The sequence below is a fragment of the Erwinia sp. MYb416 genome (assembly GCF_037479575.1).
Taxonomy (GTDB): domain Bacteria; phylum Pseudomonadota; class Gammaproteobacteria; order Enterobacterales; family Enterobacteriaceae; genus Erwinia; species Erwinia rhapontici.
Map to the genome: position 1 here is coordinate 696,336 of NZ_JBBGYT010000439.1, position 19,104 is coordinate 715,439.

A 19,104-nucleotide genomic window follows, 5' to 3' on the forward strand; every position below is an offset into this window, starting at 1 on the left:
GATTTATATAGTGTAACTCTTAAGTTCTCACCGCATTGCCCAAATTACGTTGGTAGGATCACATGACAGGAATAGCATGCTTCCTTTTCTTCATTAGATAAATCTCATTTATAATTATTATCGCTTTTATCTTGATGAATATGTGGGGAGATTTCTGAATATGAATAGAATGATGACGCAGGACGGTTACACCGCCGCCCTACGACAGGATAAAGCCCGCGTGTGCGGGCTTCCGTTATCTTCAGTTAACCACCAAATACCAGCGTCGTAGACTTCGCCCCGGCATTAGCAGCCGCAAACGTTTTCGCGTCCGCCGCTGATTTTGCGCTGTAAGCGTAGTTTGATGCCGCTGTCCACTGACTCTTCGGCGACTTCTGGTTGGTAATGGCAGGCACGCTGCCCGTATCAGTAAAGGTGCCGTTGCCTTTATCATCCAGCATGCCTTTATTCGCACTGCCCTCACCGAAGTAGTTATTTTCAGAAATAATTTTTGCGTTCTGAGCCAGCGTAAAGCCAAGCTGGAACTTGTTGATATAGTTACTGTAAACATGGAAGTAGCCATAACGCATCAGTCCCGGCGCCCTGACCTCCATATTATCGAAGTAACTGTGGCAAATGGTCAGATGCGGGTAACCGTTATACGTTGCATCATTATCATCTGCCGGGTGCCCCAGAATCAGCCCGTATTTATGGTTACCGAAATAGCAGTTGCTGATGGTCGCGTAGTCAGCTTTCTCACCGATATACAGCAATTTATCCAGGCTGCCGTCACCATCTGACCAGGTGTGACCGACGAATGAGCAGTGATCGATCCAGTATTTACTGCCGTAGTTCAGGTAAAGCTGGATATCATCATTGGCTTTAATATTCACTGAATGCTGGAAAATCAGATTCTGGAAAATAATGTTCTGCGAGGTGGTCGTCGCACGGAAATGGATATTGTTTAAGGTGCGATTCTGGAATGAACCAATAATAGTTTTATTCGAACCGAGATTCACTTTCGTCAGACTTGAGGCGGTGATATTACTGTTGATCACTAGTACCCGCGCCGTGCTGTCACCTACATACTGGTTAAGCTGCGCCAACGTATTAATTTCCACCACCGAGCCATTCCAGCCACCTGTCACATTGGCGGCTTTAGCAAAGCCGACCAGACCATTCAGTTTGCTTGTTGGATATGTCATAAAAGCCTCTGTTTGCATGATGTTTTTTTGAGATAACTCTGTGTATGACACCCTGTCGATTGAGCCATTTGTGAGAGCGTAAGAACTCACTCCATCGGCTTACGGGGCTATTTATACGCATCGTAAAAACCATGAACCAGCCAGTTCATGTCGCTGGTCGACAGGCAAACAAAAGCAGGCATTAAGAAGCCATCATCAACATTGGACTTTTCGCTAAACGGAAATGTACTACTACATGGGCTTTATGACTTTACGTTAAAGGAGGGGTCTGGAAGGTGCGGTGAAACGGTTTCTGTTCTGGCTTTTGGGTGCGGTTTTGGGATCCGGCAGCAGCTGTAAGTATCCCGCTAAAACGCACTATTCACTTTTAGAGGTCGTCCTGCATACTGATAACGTTGCCCCGAGGAGATCGACATGCGAAAGGCCCGGGTCAGTGGACTTGTCGTGGCATGTCTGTTTTTCTTCATTCGATAAGAATCATTATTTTGGCACATGCGCGAGGGATAAATACCGCTTCAGAGGCCTTTCTCAGAAGCGGTATTCGGGTGACGGGAACGGATCAGAACTGCTGACGTACCTGCAAAGTGACGGTCTGCCCTTTGTACTGCTCACCGAGTTGCGCGTTATAACGCGCGGTCAGGCTGAGCGTGTCTGATTTAACCACGGTAGCACCAACAGACAGATCGGCAGTGTCTTCAACGGGTGAAGCACCAAAGGTGGTGAAACTGGTTTCACCTGCTGTATCAGCAATATAGCTGGCGGTAGTGGCACTGCGCTGAGGATTATACTGATGGGTCCAGACAGCCTGTACATAAGGCACAACATCGCCAAAGCCTGTCTGGAATGATTTATCCAGACGTGCGCCCAGTCCGCTACGCAGCGCGTTATTATGGCTGCCTTCTACTGACAGGGCTGAACCATTACCGCTGCTTTCTTGATAACTGTCCAGCGTCTGATAGCTGTAGCTCAGACTGGCTAGCGGCGTCAGAGTGGTGGCGTCCGCCACGGCCAGCGGATAACCAAACTCCGCTTTGGTGACGTACTGCTGCCCATCAAACTTGCCCTGCGCCGTATCGGAGTAACCCGTCACACTCACATTGCGCGTGGTGTCGTAACGTTGCTGGGTTACACTGGACGAAAGGTTAACGAACCAGGGTTCACCGGTATAGCTGGCATAGCCAATCAGGCCATATGAGTCAACGCCCGTCTTGTTACCGGAAAGATTATCTTCGCCATGAACCGAGGTGTAACTGTAGGTCAGGGCACCACCGGCGCGCCAGGCGTCTCCCAAGCCCCGATCGCCGCCCAGTACCAGCCCGCTGTAATTCGCTTTATAACCACTGACAGCATCCACCATCCCCTGATTAGCATGGCCGCCAAACACCTGCCCCCATGCAGACCACTCAGCAGGATCATCACCGGTAGCCACACCACGCATGCCATGCGATTGTGCCAGACGCACGGCATCAACTCGCTGACCGACCACGCTGACTGCGTCGAATGTTGCAACTGAGGCCACATGGCTGGCGCTGCTGTTCTGTACTGGTGATAACTGCTCACCCACCTTGTTTGCTTCCCGGGTAGAGTCAATGGCCAGGGAGGCGTTATACAGATCGAGCAGTCCCGGGGCAATGCCGGAGTACTGCTTCAGTCCCTTCAACGATGAGATCGCGTTGCCAGTCGTGGCGTAGCTGGTGGAAGGGGTAGTAGGATTGGTCGGGTTAGTAGGATTGGTCGGATTAATAATATTGCCAAGCGTCACCACCAGGCTACTGGTGTTGCCATTGACAACAGCGGCACCCGTGTTTAACCCACTGTATCCGGAGGCCAAATAATTTAAGGAATCGGCATTGTAATCGGTGCCACTGGTAGCAGCGGTGATCACCACGTAGCGCTGTCCTGCCGCAAAGCTGTAGGTATTGAGTGCCTTGAGTGAAACAGTCGAACCACTTTCGATGGTTGCGGCACCACTGACAATCAGACGCCCATAGCCGGTATCGGTATCATTCCCGCTGCTTATTGCTGAATCACTGACACCGACCAGCAATGTCGCCAGGGCGCTCTGAGTGTAATTGCCGGTGATGCTGATAAGGTTATTGACCTGCAACGTCGCGCCCGTGTTGTTCACGTAATTGCTGCCGACGTTGATTTTATCGTTGAGCAGCAGATTGCCGGACGCGAAATAGAGGCTGGCGGCGTTACTTGAGATCGTCCCGATATCGGCACTGCCGATGCCGCCACTGGCACCGGTCAGGGTACCGAAGATCGTATCGCTGCCACCGTTGATAGTCATGCTGCGGCTGGATAAATTACCGATCAAACCGGAGACCAGGCCGCTGTTGGTGATCGGCCCCAGGGTACCAATTGAAGCGTTATAAATGGCATAGCCGCTGCTGCTGGCAATGGTTCCGCTGTTCACCAGCGCACCGAGAGTACCGGCATTCGCGACAGCGCCAAGAGCACCGGTGATAGTCCCGCTGTTATTCAGGCTACCGATGGTGGCGTTGGCGCTGGTGCCAACACCCACGTTAGTCGTCCCTGAAATCCGACCGGCTTTGGTTAGCGTGTTGATATTGATCACGCCCGAGGGAGTAAGGTTGCCAGCCAGAACCCCTGTCCCTGCTTCAATAAGGCCAGTGCTGGTATTCTCCAGCGAGGTGATGAGGCTGCCGTTATCAGCTTGAACGCCGTAACTATTGGCAGAAATAGTGCCGCTATTGAATAAGCTGGTGATCGCACCCGTACTCTGAATGCCCGCTGTCGTTCCGGTGAGGCTTCCCGTATTGGACAACGTGCCGATCGTACCGGCATTGAGGATGCCAATGCCACCCGAGATGATATTGCCATTACTGAGTGACGTAATGAGGCTGTTGTTCCGAATACCTGCCGTGGTGCCGGAAATCGTCCCTCCGGCATTGTTGGCCAGCGATACGATCGTTCCGTTATTTAAGATCCCGAAAGTGTCACTGATGATCCTGCCGCCATTCACAACGCTCAAGGAGTTGCTGGTGTTCTGCAGGGCGGCGACGGATGTCCCACTCAGCAATCCGTCATTGGTTAATACTCCCGCTGAGGAGGATGCCGCCAGGGGCGGGGTACCCGTTGAAATAAGTGCACTCTCACTGACAATGTTAAAGTCCCCGGCAGACCAGTCGATGCAGTCGGTCGTTCCCACCAGTGTCGACGAGATATTAACGGGGAAACAGGCTGCATAGGCCTGTGCTGACGACAGCAACACCATTGCGGACCCCAAAGAAAGGCCCAGCACCTTGCGTCTGTTGAGTGCTTCTGCCACTGGACTCATTCTATATTTTAACATTCCCCGCCCCTGCATTTTTTATGATTTATAAGATTAAACTTATATCATTAGCCACAAATTTGTAACAAGTGATTATTGCATTAGAATCGTACAATTCTGACGTGCGGTGTTAGCAACCGGTATCACCTGCTCCGCAACAGCGATTAAGGCTGTGCAGGACCGTGCGCTTCAGGCACATCCTTTAATGTTTTTAACGCTATGGCAACGTTTTGCAGGACGGTATGCCATTGCCCTGACGCGGGTTGGCGGAACAACCGCATGCCAGGATACCAGGGGGAGTCCTCACGTTGCTGTAACCAGCGCCAGTCGTGTTGGAAAGGCAACAGCACCCAGGCTGGTCGGCCGAGCGCACCGGCCAGGTGAACCGGCGAGGAGTCCACAGAAACCAGGGTATCGATCACGCAAAGGATGGCCGCAGTATCATCGAAATCGTGGATCTCATCACTCAGTGACAGCAGCGACATACCTGGTGGCGGCGTGGCGGCCTGCTCGGCCGCTGGCCCTTTCTGTAATGCCAGGAAGGTGATGCCCTCCTGCGCCAGCGGTGCCAGTTCGCTCAGCGTCAGCGAGCGGCGCTTATCGTTGGCATGAGTGGGACGACCGGCCCACACCAACCCCACTAACGGGCGTGGCAGGTCGGCCAGGCGTACGCGCCATTTTTCTACCCGGGCAGGATCGGCAAACAGATAGGGCATTTTCCCCGGCAGATGCGACAGCTGTAAACCGAGCGCCGCTGGCAGACTCATCAGTTCACAGTGGAAATCGAAGGGCGGCGGCAGCGTCCCGCGCACCATCAGTTGGTGATACCCGCTGACGCCACGCGCCAGGTGATAAGCCTCCGGATTCACCTCCAGCACAACATGGGCACCGCTGCGCTCTTGCGCCTGCTGTACCAGCCGCAGAAACTGAAAGGTGTCGCCATAACCCTGTTCATCGTGGATAAGCAGCGTTTTCCCCTGCACAGACTGCCCTTCCCATCGCGGTTTAGCGATGTGGCGTTCAAGCATGCGGGTGTTGTCGAGCCGGTAACGGAAGCGATATTCGCGCCAGCCGCGCGTGAATTCGCCCTGTAATAACAACATCTCAGACAAGTCGAAGCGCACACTCACGTCACCGGGCGTTGCCTGCACGATCATCTCCAGCACCTGAGTCGCCTCGGCAAACTTCCCTTGCTGGCGAAACGCCACATAGAGCTGCCGCCACAAGGGAATTGGCCCGGTACCGGAGGCCAGCGCCTGGCACAGCATCACGTCAGCCTCAGCCCAGCGTTCGGCCTCCAGGAGTGAGTCAACTTGCAGGAAAATGGCGTGGACATCTGTCGGTATGAGGTTCATTGCGGCTCCAGACCCAGTGCGTCCAGCAAAGGACCGAGGTGCGCCGCGTGCCGGTGCCAGCGTCCTTTGGAGGAGGTGTAGATCGGCTGACGCACCTGAGCCACGCTGGCCGTGCGCACAATGCGACGTGTTTCGTGGAAGGTCAGGCAGGCGTCGTCCCAGGGAAGATCGATGAAATCAATCAGGCGCCGCGCCTGGCCTTCGAGGTCGTCGACCACAGCTTCGTAATCAACTTCGATGAAGCATTCTGCGGGCAAAATCTGGCGAAAATGTGCCATCAGCGTCTGGTACGCCAGGTAGAACTGGCCCAGTTCATCCAGCTGGTAAGCGAATAGCTGCTCGCCAGAAAAATGCTTGCTGTAACAGGACAGGCAAGTATCAACAGGATCGCGGCGGCAATGGATGATGCGCGCGCCGGGCAGCAGCAGTGGAATCAATCCGGCATAGAGGAAGTTGCCAGGCAGTTTGTCGATCACCCGCAATGCATCCGGCGCCAGATGGCGCACCTGCTCAAGGTAATCCGCACCAATATGGGCAAAATCGGCCTTGCTCCAGTGCGCCACATCATCCGGGAAGCGGCCTCCACGTGACACTGCCCGATCCAGCGCACGCAACTCCCCTGCACCATAAACCGCAGGATGTGAGGCCAGAATCTGCTCAATCAGCGTGGTGCCTGAGCGCGGCATACCGATGACAAACACCGGTCGGTCAGAAGCAGCGCCAGCGCCGCTGAACTGTGCCATCAAAGCTGGTGTGAAAACGGCAGCAATATTTTTCATCCACGCACTGGTTTGTGCGGCATCGTAATGAAAAGAGGCCCGTTTAAACGCATTACCCTGGTTTAAATGGAAAAATGCGCGATCAGAATCATGGGTATCCAGATAAGCTTTGCCCAGCGAAAAATGCAGCATCATTTTTTCATTCAACGGGGGAGCAGGTTCGCGTACTAACGCGGCTTCCATGACCACCACGTCGGGGTCGCCTGCCCGATAGAATTTGTTATCGCAACGCGCAGCGATAACCCGCGGCGAATCAGGAAAACGTTCCAATGCGCGTTCAAAGCCCGCCGTCGCTGCGTCCTTATCACCGATTTCCATCAGTAACACAGCACGCGCAATCAGGGCTTCCTCGGCGACCGTACCAGGTAATGCCGCAGCCTGGTGATAAGCCTGCTCAGCTTCTTTATACTGCCCAAGCGCCTGCAAGGCTTTACCCAAAATCTTATGCGTATTGGCACTATCCGGTGCGATGGCCAGGGCGTGACGTGCAGCGGCGACAGCGTCTTCGTAACGCTCATCGGCATTCATGATATGGGCAAGTGCAGTGAGCGCACCCGCGTGTTGTGGGGCAAACGCCAGCAGTGCGTTGACCCAGCGCAGCGCATCGGCATAGCGCATACGCGACAACGCAATTTCCGCCAGATTTAGGTACGCATCAGCCAGCTGCGGGTTGATATCTATCGCCCGCATGGCAGAGGCCACAGCCTCATCAATACGGCCCTGGTCAATCAACAGTAAGACAAGATTGCTGTACACCTCGGCGTAATCGGGGCGCAATGTCAGGGCACGCTGGTAACTGTCGTGGGCGCGGGGCAGATCGCCCAGACGCTTGTAAGTATTGCCCAGATTGTTGTACACCTCGGCATTATCCGGCTGCAATGATGCAACGTATTTCAGGCATTCCAGGCTAGCATTGAATTTTCCGGCCTCCTGCAGAATGATTCCAAGATTACTCCAAGCTGCGACAAGTTCCGGCTCTTGTTCGGTTGCGCGCCGGGCGGCTTGCTCGGCTTCCAGCAGCAAACCTTTCTGGCGGTAAAGCTCGGCCAGGTTGCTGTGAATGATTGCCGGTGCCTCCGGTGACTGGCTGGCCTTATGGATATAATCGAGAGCCAGATCCGGCTTGCCGTAGGCATGCATCATCATCCCCAAAAGATTGAGGGCATCGTGCTGTAATGGCGCGACCTGCAGCACCCGTAAACAGAGCTGCTCTGCCTGCGCCGCCTGGCCCGCGTTCCAGTGAGCATTCGCCAGCTCCAGGGCCTGAAACACCGTCAACTGCTGCGGGTGAAGAGGATTGCTATGACTCAAAATATTCCCCAGATATAAAAGGTAAAATCTCACTGGCTACATATGCAACTTACCGACCAGGAAATATCCCACTTTCAGATAACTCCTTATAGTATTTACTCCTTTCAAATTCCACACAAAACTCGCTCCACCATCTCCGTGTTTGTCTTACGATCCTCAGGGCAGAGTGAGTTTCATTTTGAACAGACATCAGCATTTTCTCGTATTAATCCATTAATATCCCCGTTACACACCCAGCTGCATGCTGCAACCCGGTGTAATCGGGTATTGCACTGTTAGTTACGCTTTTTCTGGCACCAGGGTAGACAGTTCACTCATGGGGAGAATCTGGAAAAACAAAGAAAAAATCAGCCATCAATGTCCGGAAGCATTGCTATCCATTCGCTTATATCATCATGCACATTTAATTATTAAGTGTGATGACTGTCACCCAAAATAACCACTTTGGACTTTTTGCTACTCGAAAATGTGCTAACACATGGCTTCTTGTAACTTAAGGTAAGATGCGATGAGGCTGTTTTTGTTTTCGCTTTTGGGCACGATTGTGGGATTTGGCGTAACATTTGCTGTATTCCCACTACTATCCGATCTGATCGTCGGCCCGGTGGTCAGTGATGAGGAGATGAATCAAAACGTTGGCTTGTTTCTGATTACCGCTTCCCTTTTAACGGTGATCGGCGCTCTGGCAGGCGGGTTATTTCAGCGGCAGCGACGCAGTAAGAAAAAAAGTTTCTGAATCCGCGTTATTTATCCGTTGCAGAAAGGGGCTAACTATTTAGCCCCTTTCTTATTCAGTACAGTATTTAAGAAGAAACAACGCCCGCAATCGCCCGCACATCACTGCCGGTCGGTGCCTGATGCACCCGCAGGCCGAACTCGCCCACGACCGCAAAGACATGATCGAAAATATCGGCCTGAATGCTTTCATACTCCAGCCAGGCAACGGTATTGGTAAACGCATAGATCTCAATGGGGAGACCCTCGGCGCCCGGTGCCAGCTGGCGTACCATCTGCGTCATGTCTTTACGAATCGACGGATGCTGGCGCAGATACTCGGTCAGATAGGCACGGAACGTACCCACGTTGGTCATACCGCGCTGATTCAGTACGGAGGCGGCGGCAACGTCGCCCTGCCCGTTCCAGCTGTTAATCTCCTCCTGGCGCGCCGCCATATACGGCTTAAGCAGGCGTGCCTGCATCAGTTTTTCATGCTCCGCGTCTGAGAGGAAACGGATACTGGTGGTATCGATATTGATACAGCGTTTAATCCGTCGCCCACCGGAGGCTGACATGCCGCTCCAGTTTTTAAAGGCATCGGATACCAGGGCATAGGTCGGGATAGTGGTAATGGTGTTATCCCAGTTCTGCACTTTCACCGTGGTCAGCCCGATGTCGATTACCGCGCCGTCCGCGCCGTATTTCGGCATCTCCAGCCAGTCGCCCAGTTTCAGCATGGTGTTGGCGGAAAGCTGGATGCCCGCCACCAGCCCTAAGATCGGATCTTTAAACACTAACATCAGCACGGCGGCCATTGCGCCCAGTCCACTGATCAGGATCGCAGGGGATTTACCGATCAGCAGTGAGATCATCATGATGCCAATCACGATTGCGCTCAGCAGCTTCACGCCCTGGAAGATCCCCTTCAGGGGGAACTGCGCAGCAAACGCAAACCGGTGCGACAGGCCAGCGATCACGTCAAGCAGTGAGAAGAATGACATCAATGCATAGATCATTACCCACAGCTGGGCGCAGGTGGACAGGATCAGGGCGGCATCGCTGCCCTTTTCCAGCCACAGAACGGCCTGGAGATTGACGATCATCCCCTGAAGCATAAAGGCCAGCCGGTGGAAGAGTTTGTTCCCGGTAATGATTTGCAGCCACAGGCGGTTGCTGCCCTGCGCACGCCGTTCAAATGCCCGCAGGACAATGCGGTGCAGAATAAAATGCACGATTAATGCGGTAAGAAAAATGATGCCAACAATCACAATCAGTGAGGTGGGGTGGTCTGGTTCTATTCCATATTGCTTCAGAAATGTAGCCAACTGCTGCATAAAGCCTCCTTTGTAAAACGAGGGGCGATCATGCCCTCTGAGGATGCCAGGTTCAACCTTTAGCGGTCCGTGGTCCCGACATTTACAATGACAGAGAAAAATGGGGTTTACGTGACAAACCGGTGCGAAAAACAGCGATACTCTGCCGATTGATTCGAACGGATAGCGGGTAACCTAAAAGGATTGTTATTGACCGTTGTACCGGAGCATCCTATGCCAGATAAAGACCCCGTTGTTGAACGCCTCTCTTTAGAAGTTCTTGCGCTGAGAAATATTGTCCAGATGCTCATCGCTTACGGCAATGTCCCGACCGGCGGCAAGCTGAATAAGTACCTGGAGAAAATTGCGGAAGAAGTGGAACACCGCGATGGACGTGAAGCGAATAAAGCCATTGCGGATGTGATACGCGGTTATATTCGTTAAGCGATATCCTGCCGCCCCGGCTGATACCGGGGCGGCAGGAAGGGATTACACGACTTTAAACACCGAAATATCTTCCGCCAGCTGCGAGGCTTCCGCATGCAGGGCGTGAGTATTTTCCGCTGTCTGATGAACCAGTGCCAGATTTTGCTGAATGGTACGCTCCATCTGCGATACGGCGAGCGTCACTTCGGCAATACCTTTGCTCTGCTCATCACCGGCTACGCGGATCTCCCCCACCACTTCTTTCACTTTCAGCACATCTTTCACCAGTTCTTCTAACTGACGTCCTGCGCCTTCCACCAGCTTACTGCCGGTCAGCACATTGCTGTCGGACTGACCGATCAGCGTTTTGATCTCCTGTGCGGCCGTTGCACTGCGCTGGGCCAGCGCACGGACTTCAGCAGCAACCACGGCAAAACCGCGCCCCTGCTCCCCGGCGCGCGCCGCTTCAACCGCCGCGTTCAGTGCCAGGATATTGGTCTGGAACGCAATGCCATCAATCACGCTGAGGATCTCACCCACACGGCTGGAAGAGACTTTGATGGTCTCCATCGTATCGATCAGCTGTCGCATCACATGACTGCTGCTGCGGGCGATCTGCGCCGTCTGCTCGGTGAAGGAATCGGCCAGGCGGGTATTCTCGGCATTCTGCTGCACGGTGGCATTCAACTGCTCCATCGCTGCCGCACTCTCTTCCACCGCTGCCGCCTGTTCGCTGATCTTGTCGGTCAGCTCCTGGTTACTCTGCTCCAGCCCGCTGGCGTTGTGTGCCACATGCACACCGCTCGACTGCACGTTGGTGATCACCCCGGCAATCTTGTCGACAAACTGGTTGAAGGATACGGCAATATCGGCGATTTCATCGCGGCCTGAGGTATCCAGGCGTCGGGTCAGATCGCCATCACCGTGCGCGATATCATCCAGCGCTTTACGGGTCGACTCCAGCCGCCCTGAAATCTGACGCGAGATAAACCACGAGGCAATCAGCAGCACGAACAGTGACGGAATCAGCAGCACAAAAATGTCCTGCATGATGTTGTGTGCCAGTGCGGTAACGGCGGCCTGAGGCGTGACCAGACCAATAATCCAGCCGGTATCCGCCATGCGGAACAGGGTGACCTGTGCCTCCTGGTGCAGCCATTCATCGCTGATGGCACTGAGTGTGGTGCTGCCGCTGGCCGACCCTGCCGTTTTGACCCCGGCAACCATCGGAGCCAGCCAGGGTTGCTGCTGCGCCAGATCGCTGAATTTTTTCAGTGCCTTATCTTTTATACCAGGGAAATACAGCACGTTACCGGCCTGATCGAGGGCGAAAGCATAGCCGCCGGTATTGCTGCCGTTACGTTGCATAAAGCCGGAAAGATTATCCAGCAGCACATCAAAGGTCGCGACCCCGGCAAAAGCGCCGTCGTGGCTGTAAGGTACGCTACAGGTGACCATGTTCACGTTGGAAACCGGGTCCTGGTAAACTTCGGACCAGTTGCACTTGTTGGCAGACGCCGTGCGGCTTGAGGTATACCAGCTTTCATTGTGATAGCCCGCGCCGGCCGGGTCGTTGTAGCCGTCCGAGTAATCCAGCCCACCGTTGGCGTTACGCGACCAGAAGAAACTGCGGCGAGCCACCCCCTCACTGAACGCGTTGGGCTCCGGCCAGATACCTCCCCCGGCGATACTTTTATCCCCTTTGCTGTCGATGATTTGTGGCAAGACCTGTTTCACCAGCGCGTCATCATGTGGCAGCACTTCGGCCAGGCGGGCCAGGCTGACGCCTTCCCCTTCAATGCGGATAAGCTGCTGGTTAAGCTGACCGACGATATTCTCACCGGTTTGCTGAATTAAGCTGTTGCTGGCATCGATCACACGCGGCTGACCGCGCAGTTAAATCGCCAGGTAGACGATGACGCAGGTAAGCAACAACATAAACACGCCACCTAACGTCAATTTCCCTGATAAACGAACGGGAACCCACGACATAATGATTACCTCGGAAAATAAAATTGAAAATCGACAATCAGAGATAAGCCAAAGGAAAAGTGATTTTTATTGTTATGCGGGTAGGTTCTATCGACATACCATCAATGACTATCATCGGCCGCGCGCTGATAAAACTTTAATTCCACTTAATAACTTGATATATATCAAGTTATAAGCCTGCCGTTTATTCCGCGCCCATGCCCGATATCCGCCATTCATGTCGTCCTGAAGGCATTTCATTCCCTGTTCATGGCAGTTCATGCCTTTTTTCCCCCGCTCTCACAGGGGCGAATTTATCATTGTGCTAATTCAAGATTCTTAGCATTCCCATCGGGAGATATCCATGAACACACCTACTGCAGGCAGCAGCGTTAACCGCACCCGCTGGTTAACCCTGATCGGTACCATCATTACCCAGTTTGCACTGGGATCGGTCTATACCTGGAGTCTGTTTAACGGGCAGCTCTCCCTGAAACTGGATACCACAATCAGTCAGGTGGCTTTCTCGTTCGGTTTGCTGAGTCTGGGTCTGGCACTGGCTTCATCCGTTGCCGGAAAATTACAGGAACGTTTTGGCGTTCGTCACGTCACCATCGCCGCCGGGCTGCTGATGGCGGTCGGTTTGATGCTGACCTCGCAGGCCGATAACCTGTTTATGCTCTATCTCAGCGCGGGCCTGCTGGTCGGCCTGGCCGATGGTGCAGGTTATCTGATGACGTTATCAAACTGCGTGAAATGGTTCCCGGAACGTAAAGGGGTGATTTCAGCCTGTGCCATTGGCGCATACGGCCTGGGCAGCCTTGGCTTCAAGTTTATCTGTAGCTATCTGTTGAGCGTCTACAGCCTGGAAACCACCTTTATGATTTGGGGCGGACTGGCGATGAGTATGATCATCGTTGGCGCACTGCTAATGAAAGATGCGCCTGCGCAGCAGCCATCCGGCAGCAAATCCGCAGAGAAACGCGATTACTCGCTGGCGGAATCCATGCGTATGCCGCAGTACTGGATGCTGGCACTGATGTTCCTGACCGCCTGCATGAGCGGCCTGTATGTGATTGGCGTGGCGAAGGATATCGGCGAAAGCATGGTACACCTGAGCGCGCAGACCGCCGCCAATGCCGTCACCATCATTGCCATTGCCAACCTGAGCGGTCGTCTGGTACTGGGTGTCCTGTCCGATAAGGTGGCACGTATCCGGGTTATTACCCTGGCACAGGTGGTGTCACTGGTCGGCATGAGCATCCTGCTGTTCAGCCACATGAATGAAAACAGCTTCTTTATTGCCATTGCCTGCGTCGCCTTCAGCTTCGGTGGCACTATCACGGTTTATCCGTCACTGGTCAGCGATTTCTTCGGCCTGAACAACCTGACCAAAAACTACGGCGTGATTTACCTGGGCTTCGGGATTGGGAGCGTAATGGGATCGCTGATTGCCTCACTGTTCGGTGGCTTTACGGTGACCTTCAGCCTGATTATGGCGCTGCTGGTGATTTCACTGCTGATGTCCGCCACCATCCGGATGCCGTATAAACAGGCAGAAACGAAGAAAGAACTGCAACACGCCTGATAACACCCGTCAGTCAATTAACGCCCGCTATCGATAACGACAGCGGGCGTTTTCATTAATTTCCCACTATACCCAAAATAATTCGAGCTGCAGGAAGGCGGCAAGTGAGTGACAAATTGGCCGACGGCCATTTTGAACAGCGTTTACGCTGGCCCACAGGGTGAGCTTCAGAAATGAAGCTCATAATCCCGAATCACTTACTCGAGTAAGTGATTCGGGTGAGCAAACGTAGCCAACGCACATGCAGCTTGAAGTATGACGGGTATATTCAGACGATTCCCACCAATAAACTGCCTTTTTCATCCTTATCTTATTTCATTAAAGCCTTCTCATTCATTCGAGAGATATAATGAATTATTTGGAAATAACTTCCCGAATAAATCTACATTCACCGCATTATTCCTCCACTTTTCTTTCGTAAAGTTGTAGTCATTGAAAAGAGCAGGAGAACAACATGAAGACAACAATGAAAACAATAATGAAAGCAACCTCTGTGGTGTCTCTGATTGTTATGCTAAGCGGCTGTATTATTGCCCCTCCTCATCATGGCGGTGGCGGTGGGTATCACGGTGGCGGTGGGGGTTATCATGGCGGCTATCATCATGGTGGTGGCCCACGACGCGGCAGATAGGAATTTTTAGAAGGGTGGGCAAAGCCTGCACACAGCAATAAGCCGTAAGTCGGTAAATAAAATAAATGGTAAATAAGTACATTGGGCGGGAATTTTCCCGCCCTTATTTTTTAGCTTTTAATACTGTAATTACATTGATACCAGGCTTTCACCAGACCGGGCACATGACTATCCTGTGGCCGCAACGCTTCAACTTTATCAAAGCCGCGTTCACTACAATAACGCTCAACGTCTTTCTCCATCGCGGTTTTGTCCACGCGGACGGGATTAAAACGGTATTGAACGGTATTCACTGCCGGATCTTCATCGACCTTTTCATAGGCTCCGGGTTTGCCGGAAGTACAACCTGCCAGCAACAGTAGCGCAAATGCGCCGATTATTTTTGATTTCATCATGGCTCCCTTCTTCCAGTGCCGCATCATGAGCTGCCCCGCCCCCCGGCGCTATCAGACGCCAGCGCATTTGCATAATTTTACTTAAGTTATGCAATGTTTTACCGATTGAATCGATTCAGGGAGATGAATAGCGTCAGAACGATTTCAGTGCGACTATGCACCCAGACATCGCAAGATGTCTGCGCAACACCAGGAAATTTTTTGCTATAATTAGAATGACTTATGCCCGCGGCGAGCGGGCTTTTTTTTGGACTTAATTACCTGTTCCGCTAATAATTATACGCAGAACGTTGGCGGAATCCTTACCAGTAAGTGCCAGAACCGACTGATAAAGGTCAATGGTCATGTCGCAGAGTTTCGCTTCATTCACCCCGGCTTCCGCAGGCGTGTTTAACGTTTGCAGATCGCTTCCCCAGCGCGCATACAACTGACGCACCACCGCCTGCAACTGCTCCCTTCCCTGTTTGAAATCAATGGGTTGCTCAATGCCATTACTGTGCTTAAGCAATACATCCATCGCCTGCAGCTCCCGCTCCGTCAGGGTTTTCGGTACCAGTTCACTGACATTGACCCCGCCTTTCACCTGGGGAAACAGGAAACGGAAGCACTGCTCCGGGCCACGCTGGCGGATCTGTCTCATCTGCTCCAGGGAAACCTGCATATAGTTAATCAGATCCTGGTCACGCGCCGCGTTAATCCGCTGATTCAACAGATCGGCCACCAACGGGCGCAGATGCTCAATCGCCTGTTGCTGCGGTATACCGGCTTCCAGCTGAGCGATCAGTTCATCATGCGCCTGCTGATATAGCAGGGGTTGCTGCGTTTTTACCGTACGCCAGACCGGGAGCTGTGCCAGACGGGCAGCGGCGGCATCAATTTCCGCCTGCTTTTCCCGTGCCGGGCTGACCCAACCATAGTAATAAAGATTCCCCACCAGCAGCGGAACCGAAAACAGCAGGATCGCCACGGCAGAGGCCATCTTTTTACGTTTGAAAAGGGCACCCAAAACGACCAGCCAGACCAGAGCGGAGAACAGCGAGGCAAGAATAGCGTGAGAAATCAAAACAGAACCCTGACGTTATCAGGCCGGATAACCGGCCCGTTAGAAATGTTAGTCGACGCGCACATCAAGTAATACCGGGCAACTGGCACGTTCAATCACCGCAGCACTGCAAGAGCCTTTCAGCAAACGGTTAAAGGAGGAGAGATGACGGCGACCCATGATGATCATCGCTGCGTTCAGGCTGTTCGCCTGGGCCACAATGGTTTCTGCCGATTCTCCGGCAGCGACGCGCCCACGCGCTGCCACACCCGCACGATGCAGCTCGGCTAACGCCTGACGCACAACGCCTTCTGCGGTATTTTGCTCATCCAGCGCCAGACCAAAGTCGCCGGGATCTTCGCCCGCTTCAATATCAAACGGACCGGATGCCGCATAGCTGGCATCCACACAGCACAGCACCACCACCTCTGCCTGCAAGGCCAGTGCCTGTTCGGTCGCAAGCTGAATCACTTTGCGGGCAATCACCGAATTATCAACAGCGACCAAAAGCGTTTTCATAGCCCTTCTCCTGTCAGTCTCGTAATGCAACTTTTCCAATTTCATCGATCAGCGCCTCTTTGCATTTGAGGATCGCCTCGCGATTACGTGCTTCATGCCGCTGGAAACGGGCGCCAGGGATCAGAAGACTGATGGAAAAGCGTCCCAGAATCGTGTCGATTGCCACGGCCATCGTGGAGATCCCTTCCAGCGTTTCGCCCCGGTCATACGCCAGACCGGTACGACGAATTTCGGTTAAATGTGCCAGCAGCGCGGGGAAATCGCGCACGGTCAGTTCGGTAATGGCCTGATAAGCCTCACCCACCAATTCTCTGGCAGCGTCATCGCTCTCCAGCGCCAGCAGCGCACGGCCACCGGAAGTGCTGTAGAGCGGCAGGTTCATGCCAATGCGTGGCACCACCCGCAGTTCCCGGTCAGCCACAACATAATGCACAATCGCCAACTGCAGGCCGCTGGCCCGGGCCCGCGACACGGTTTCTCCGGTGGTGTCGCACAGTGCCTGAAGCCACGGCTGAGCAATAGCCACCACATCGGTATGCACGTTGGCGATCAGCCGCAGCAGAGCCGGGCCAAGCCGAACGCCACCGGCCGCGCCGTGGCTGCGCACCAGCTGCACTGAATCCAGCGCGTTGACGATGCGCTGCACGGTGGAACGCGGCAAATCGACCGCCAGAGCGATTTCGCCGAGGCTCATTCCGTTCGGTTTTGCGCCCAACGCATCAAGAATTTTCGCGGCGCGCGTGATCACCTGAATGCCGCCGATACGTTCGTCATCACGGCAGGTTGCGGACTCAAACATAGGGATTCTCTTTCCTTGTCATCGGCAAATACTGTAGCACTATTTGGCTTACTGGACACGCTGTATCACATTGCAATACAGCGCATCACCATGTAATATTCCGCTCAATGTATCACGATGCAATACACTGCATCGATAATAATATTTCTCGTCCGGGATACCTGCTATGAATGGCCAGCCAGCGGCGATGCCGCCGTCTCCGCACCCTTTTACTCTTCGCCTGGCGCTGGGCCTGGTGGGTGTACTGATCGCCGCGCTCAGCTCCGGTCTTAACGATCGCGTGACCGACCTGGCATTGGCTGATATTCGCACCGCGCTGGGGATCGATTTTGATACCGGCAGCTGGATCACCTCCGCTTACCAGGCCGCAGAAGTGGCCGCCATGATGATCGCCCCCTGGTTTGCGGTCACTTTCTCACTGCGCCGTTTTACGCTGTCAGTCACCCTCGGATTCTGCCTGATTGCGGCAGTCCAACCGCTGGTGACCGATGCCTCAGGCTTTATCGCTCTCAGGGTGATTCAGGGGATTTTTGGGGGTGCGCTGCCCCCCATGCTGATGACGGTTGCCCTGCGCTTTCTGCCCCCCGGCATCAAGCTTTACGGACTGGCCGCTTATGCCATGACGGCAACGTTTGGCCCGAATATGGCGGCGTCACTTGCCGCTTTCTGGACCGATTCCGTCGGCTGGCAGTTCACCTTCTGGCAGGTGATCCCGCCGTGTATGATCGCCACGTTGCTGATTAGCCGCGGATTGCCGCAGGACCCATTGCGTCTCGAACGTTTCCGCCAGATTGACGCACTGGGGATGCTGACTGGCTGTAGCGGTATCGCGCTGCTGGTGCTGGCGCTGACGCAGGGCGAACGGCTGGACTGGTTCCAGTCACCGCTCATCAGCGGCATGTTACTGAGCGCCGCCGCACTGCTGGTCGTGTTCTTCATTAATGAATGGTTCCATCCGCTGCCGCTGTTCCGGCTGCAAATGTTGCAACGTAAAAATCTGACGCATGGACTGCTGGTCCTCGCGGGCGTACTGATGGTCGCGCTGTCGGGGTCGGCCCTGCCCTCGGCGTATTTCGGTCAGATAGAAGGATTCCGCACCGCGCAGTTTGCTCCGCTGGCGCTGACCATTGGGCTACCGCAGCTGGTGATTGCCCCCCTGCTCGCGGCCTTACTGAATCTGCGCTGGATTGACTGCCGCTGGATGCTGACGGCAGGTGCCGGGCTGATGATCCTCTCCTGCGTACTGGGGATGCAGATCACCTCGGAGTGGGCGCGACAGAATTTCTGGTTAATTCAGGCGCTACAGGCGTTTGGTCAGCCGATGATGATCCTGCCCGTGCTGATGAGCGCCACCAGCGTGGTGCTGCCACCGGAGGGCCCCTTCGCTTCCGCCATGTTTAATACTGTCCGGGGTTTTTCCAGCGTCGCCGCTGGCGTGCTGGTCGAAAATTTCCTCACCCATCGGGAAAAATTCCATTCGCATACGCTGGTCGATCAGCTGGGTAACCGCCCGTGGCTGATGACCGCCACCCGTAGCGACACGGCCAGCAGCATGATGCCGCTGCTGCCGGATGGATCGGCCAGCTCGGTTGAGAATCTCAGCCATTTCAGCACGCTGGTGAAACACCAGGCGGTGATCCTCAGCCTCAGCGACAGCTATCTGATGATTATTGGCTTCGCACTGCTGCTGATCCTTCTGACCGTCTGGCTGCCAAAACGCGTCTGGCCGCCACAAACACTGTTAACTTCAGCTCCGCAAACATCGAGATCATAACA

Annotated in this window: 14 protein-coding genes and 1 pseudogene; 5 read left to right on the forward strand and 10 right to left on the reverse strand. The window is 54.0% G+C overall.

Annotation, left to right across the window (positions count from 1 at the left end; translation table 11 throughout):
• Positions 1-245 precede the first annotated feature (245 nt).
• The 4 genes from WH277_RS21890 to WH277_RS21905 all read right to left on the reverse strand — a co-directional run bounded on the left by WH277_RS21890 (position 246) and on the right by WH277_RS21905 (position 7,927).
• The gene (locus WH277_RS21890) at positions 246-1,184 is read right to left on the reverse strand and encodes a pectate lyase family protein (RefSeq protein WP_171149004.1); all 939 of its coding nucleotides are present in this window, start codon (positions 1,182-1,184) and stop codon (positions 246-248) included.
• A gap of 559 nt (positions 1,185-1,743) precedes the next feature.
• The gene (locus tag WH277_RS21895) at positions 1,744-4,503 is read right to left on the reverse strand and encodes an autotransporter outer membrane beta-barrel domain-containing protein (RefSeq protein ID WP_339506912.1); all 2,760 of its coding nucleotides are present in this window, start codon (positions 4,501-4,503) and stop codon (positions 1,744-1,746) included.
• A 143-nt stretch (positions 4,504-4,646) separates the two neighbouring features.
• A complete protein-coding gene (locus tag WH277_RS21900) occupies positions 4,647-5,837 on the reverse strand; it encodes a glycosyl transferase family 8 (protein WP_339506914.1) in 1,191 nt (396 codons plus the stop codon).
• Positions 5,834-7,927, reverse strand: coding sequence for a tetratricopeptide repeat-containing sulfotransferase family protein (locus WH277_RS21905; protein ID WP_133841240.1), 2,094 nt, complete (start codon positions 7,925-7,927; stop codon positions 5,834-5,836). The genes WH277_RS21900 and WH277_RS21905 overlap by 4 nt, the downstream gene beginning before the upstream one ends.
• Positions 7,928-8,435: 508 nt before the next feature.
• Here WH277_RS21905 and WH277_RS21910 point away from each other — a divergent pair.
• Positions 8,436-8,663, forward strand: coding sequence for a hypothetical protein (locus tag WH277_RS21910; RefSeq protein WP_159336167.1), 228 nt, complete (start codon positions 8,436-8,438; stop codon positions 8,661-8,663).
• Between the two features lie 67 nt (positions 8,664-8,730).
• Here the strand turns inward: WH277_RS21910 and WH277_RS21915 are convergent, their stop codons facing one another.
• A complete protein-coding gene (locus tag WH277_RS21915; protein ID WP_339506915.1) occupies positions 8,731-9,978 on the reverse strand; it encodes a mechanosensitive ion channel family protein in 1,248 nt (415 codons plus the stop codon).
• A 213-nt stretch (positions 9,979-10,191) separates the two neighbouring features.
• Between WH277_RS21915 and WH277_RS21920 the strand changes: the two genes are divergently transcribed.
• Entirely contained in the window at positions 10,192-10,401 is a 210-nt protein-coding gene (locus WH277_RS21920) for a hypothetical protein (RefSeq protein WP_133841237.1), read from the forward strand.
• Between the two features lie 45 nt (positions 10,402-10,446).
• Here the strand turns inward: WH277_RS21920 and WH277_RS21925 are convergent.
• Positions 10,447-12,375 (reverse strand): annotated as a pseudogene (locus tag WH277_RS21925) (methyl-accepting chemotaxis protein).
• A 343-nt stretch (positions 12,376-12,718) separates the two neighbouring features.
• On the opposite strand from WH277_RS21925, the gene WH277_RS21930 reads away from it, so the two are divergent.
• Positions 12,719-13,942: an L-lactate MFS transporter gene (locus WH277_RS21930; RefSeq protein ID WP_171149001.1), complete on the forward strand. Its 1,224-nt coding sequence runs from the start codon at positions 12,719-12,721 to the stop codon at positions 13,940-13,942.
• A gap of 478 nt (positions 13,943-14,420) precedes the next feature.
• The gene (locus WH277_RS21935; protein WP_166653668.1) at positions 14,421-14,573 is read left to right on the forward strand and encodes a hypothetical protein; all 153 of its coding nucleotides are present in this window, start codon (positions 14,421-14,423) and stop codon (positions 14,571-14,573) included.
• Positions 14,574-14,683: 110 nt separating this feature from the next.
• Here the strand turns inward: WH277_RS21935 and WH277_RS21940 are convergent, their stop codons facing one another.
• The 4 genes from WH277_RS21940 to WH277_RS21955 form a co-directional block, all read right to left on the reverse strand.
• The gene (locus tag WH277_RS21940; protein ID WP_133842101.1) at positions 14,684-14,965 is read right to left on the reverse strand and encodes a hypothetical protein; all 282 of its coding nucleotides are present in this window, start codon (positions 14,963-14,965) and stop codon (positions 14,684-14,686) included.
• Between the two features lie 256 nt (positions 14,966-15,221).
• On the reverse strand, positions 15,222-16,031 hold the full coding sequence (locus tag WH277_RS21945) for a hypothetical protein (protein WP_133841234.1): 810 nt from the start codon (positions 16,029-16,031) through the stop codon (positions 15,222-15,224).
• A gap of 48 nt (positions 16,032-16,079) precedes the next feature.
• Positions 16,080-16,529 carry a universal stress protein gene (locus WH277_RS21950; protein ID WP_133841233.1) on the reverse strand — a complete coding sequence of 150 codons (450 nt, stop codon included), beginning with the start codon at positions 16,527-16,529 and terminating at the stop codon, positions 16,080-16,082.
• Between the two features lie 13 nt (positions 16,530-16,542).
• On the reverse strand, positions 16,543-17,328 hold the full coding sequence (locus tag WH277_RS21955) for an IclR family transcriptional regulator (RefSeq protein WP_339506920.1): 786 nt from the start codon (positions 17,326-17,328) through the stop codon (positions 16,543-16,545).
• Between the two features lie 166 nt (positions 17,329-17,494).
• Between WH277_RS21955 and WH277_RS21960 the strand changes: the two genes are divergently transcribed.
• Positions 17,495-19,102 carry an MFS transporter gene (locus tag WH277_RS21960; RefSeq protein WP_339506922.1) on the forward strand — a complete coding sequence of 536 codons (1,608 nt, stop codon included), beginning with the start codon at positions 17,495-17,497 and terminating at the stop codon, positions 19,100-19,102.
• Positions 19,103-19,104: the final 2 nt, after the last annotated feature.

What these genes read in the sequence shown, in the direction of transcription:
- WH277_RS21890 (WP_171149004.1), bottom strand. Translation starts at nt 1,184, where the DNA reads ATGACATATCCAACAAGCAAACTGAATGGTCTGGTCGGCTTTGCTAAA.
- WH277_RS21895 (WP_339506912.1), bottom strand. Translation starts at nt 4,503, where the DNA reads ATGTTAAAATATAGAATGAGTCCAGTGGCAGAAGCACTCAACAGACGC.
- WH277_RS21900 (WP_339506914.1), bottom strand. Translation starts at nt 5,837, where the DNA reads ATGAACCTCATACCGACAGATGTCCACGCCATTTTCCTGCAAGTTGAC.
- WH277_RS21910 (WP_159336167.1), top strand. Translation starts at nt 8,436, where the DNA reads ATGAGGCTGTTTTTGTTTTCGCTTTTGGGCACGATTGTGGGATTTGGC.
- WH277_RS21915 (WP_339506915.1), bottom strand. Translation starts at nt 9,978, where the DNA reads ATGCAGCAGTTGGCTACATTTCTGAAGCAATATGGAATAGAACCAGAC.
- WH277_RS21920 (WP_133841237.1), top strand. Translation starts at nt 10,192, where the DNA reads ATGCCAGATAAAGACCCCGTTGTTGAACGCCTCTCTTTAGAAGTTCTT.
- WH277_RS21930 (WP_171149001.1), top strand. Translation starts at nt 12,719, where the DNA reads ATGAACACACCTACTGCAGGCAGCAGCGTTAACCGCACCCGCTGGTTA.
- WH277_RS21935 (WP_166653668.1), top strand. Translation starts at nt 14,421, where the DNA reads ATGAAAGCAACCTCTGTGGTGTCTCTGATTGTTATGCTAAGCGGCTGT.
- WH277_RS21940 (WP_133842101.1), bottom strand. Translation starts at nt 14,965, where the DNA reads ATGAAATCAAAAATAATCGGCGCATTTGCGCTACTGTTGCTGGCAGGT.
- WH277_RS21950 (WP_133841233.1), bottom strand. Translation starts at nt 16,529, where the DNA reads ATGAAAACGCTTTTGGTCGCTGTTGATAATTCGGTGATTGCCCGCAAA.
- WH277_RS21955 (WP_339506920.1), bottom strand. Translation starts at nt 17,328, where the DNA reads ATGTTTGAGTCCGCAACCTGCCGTGATGACGAACGTATCGGCGGCATT.
- WH277_RS21960 (WP_339506922.1), top strand. Translation starts at nt 17,495, where the DNA reads ATGAATGGCCAGCCAGCGGCGATGCCGCCGTCTCCGCACCCTTTTACT.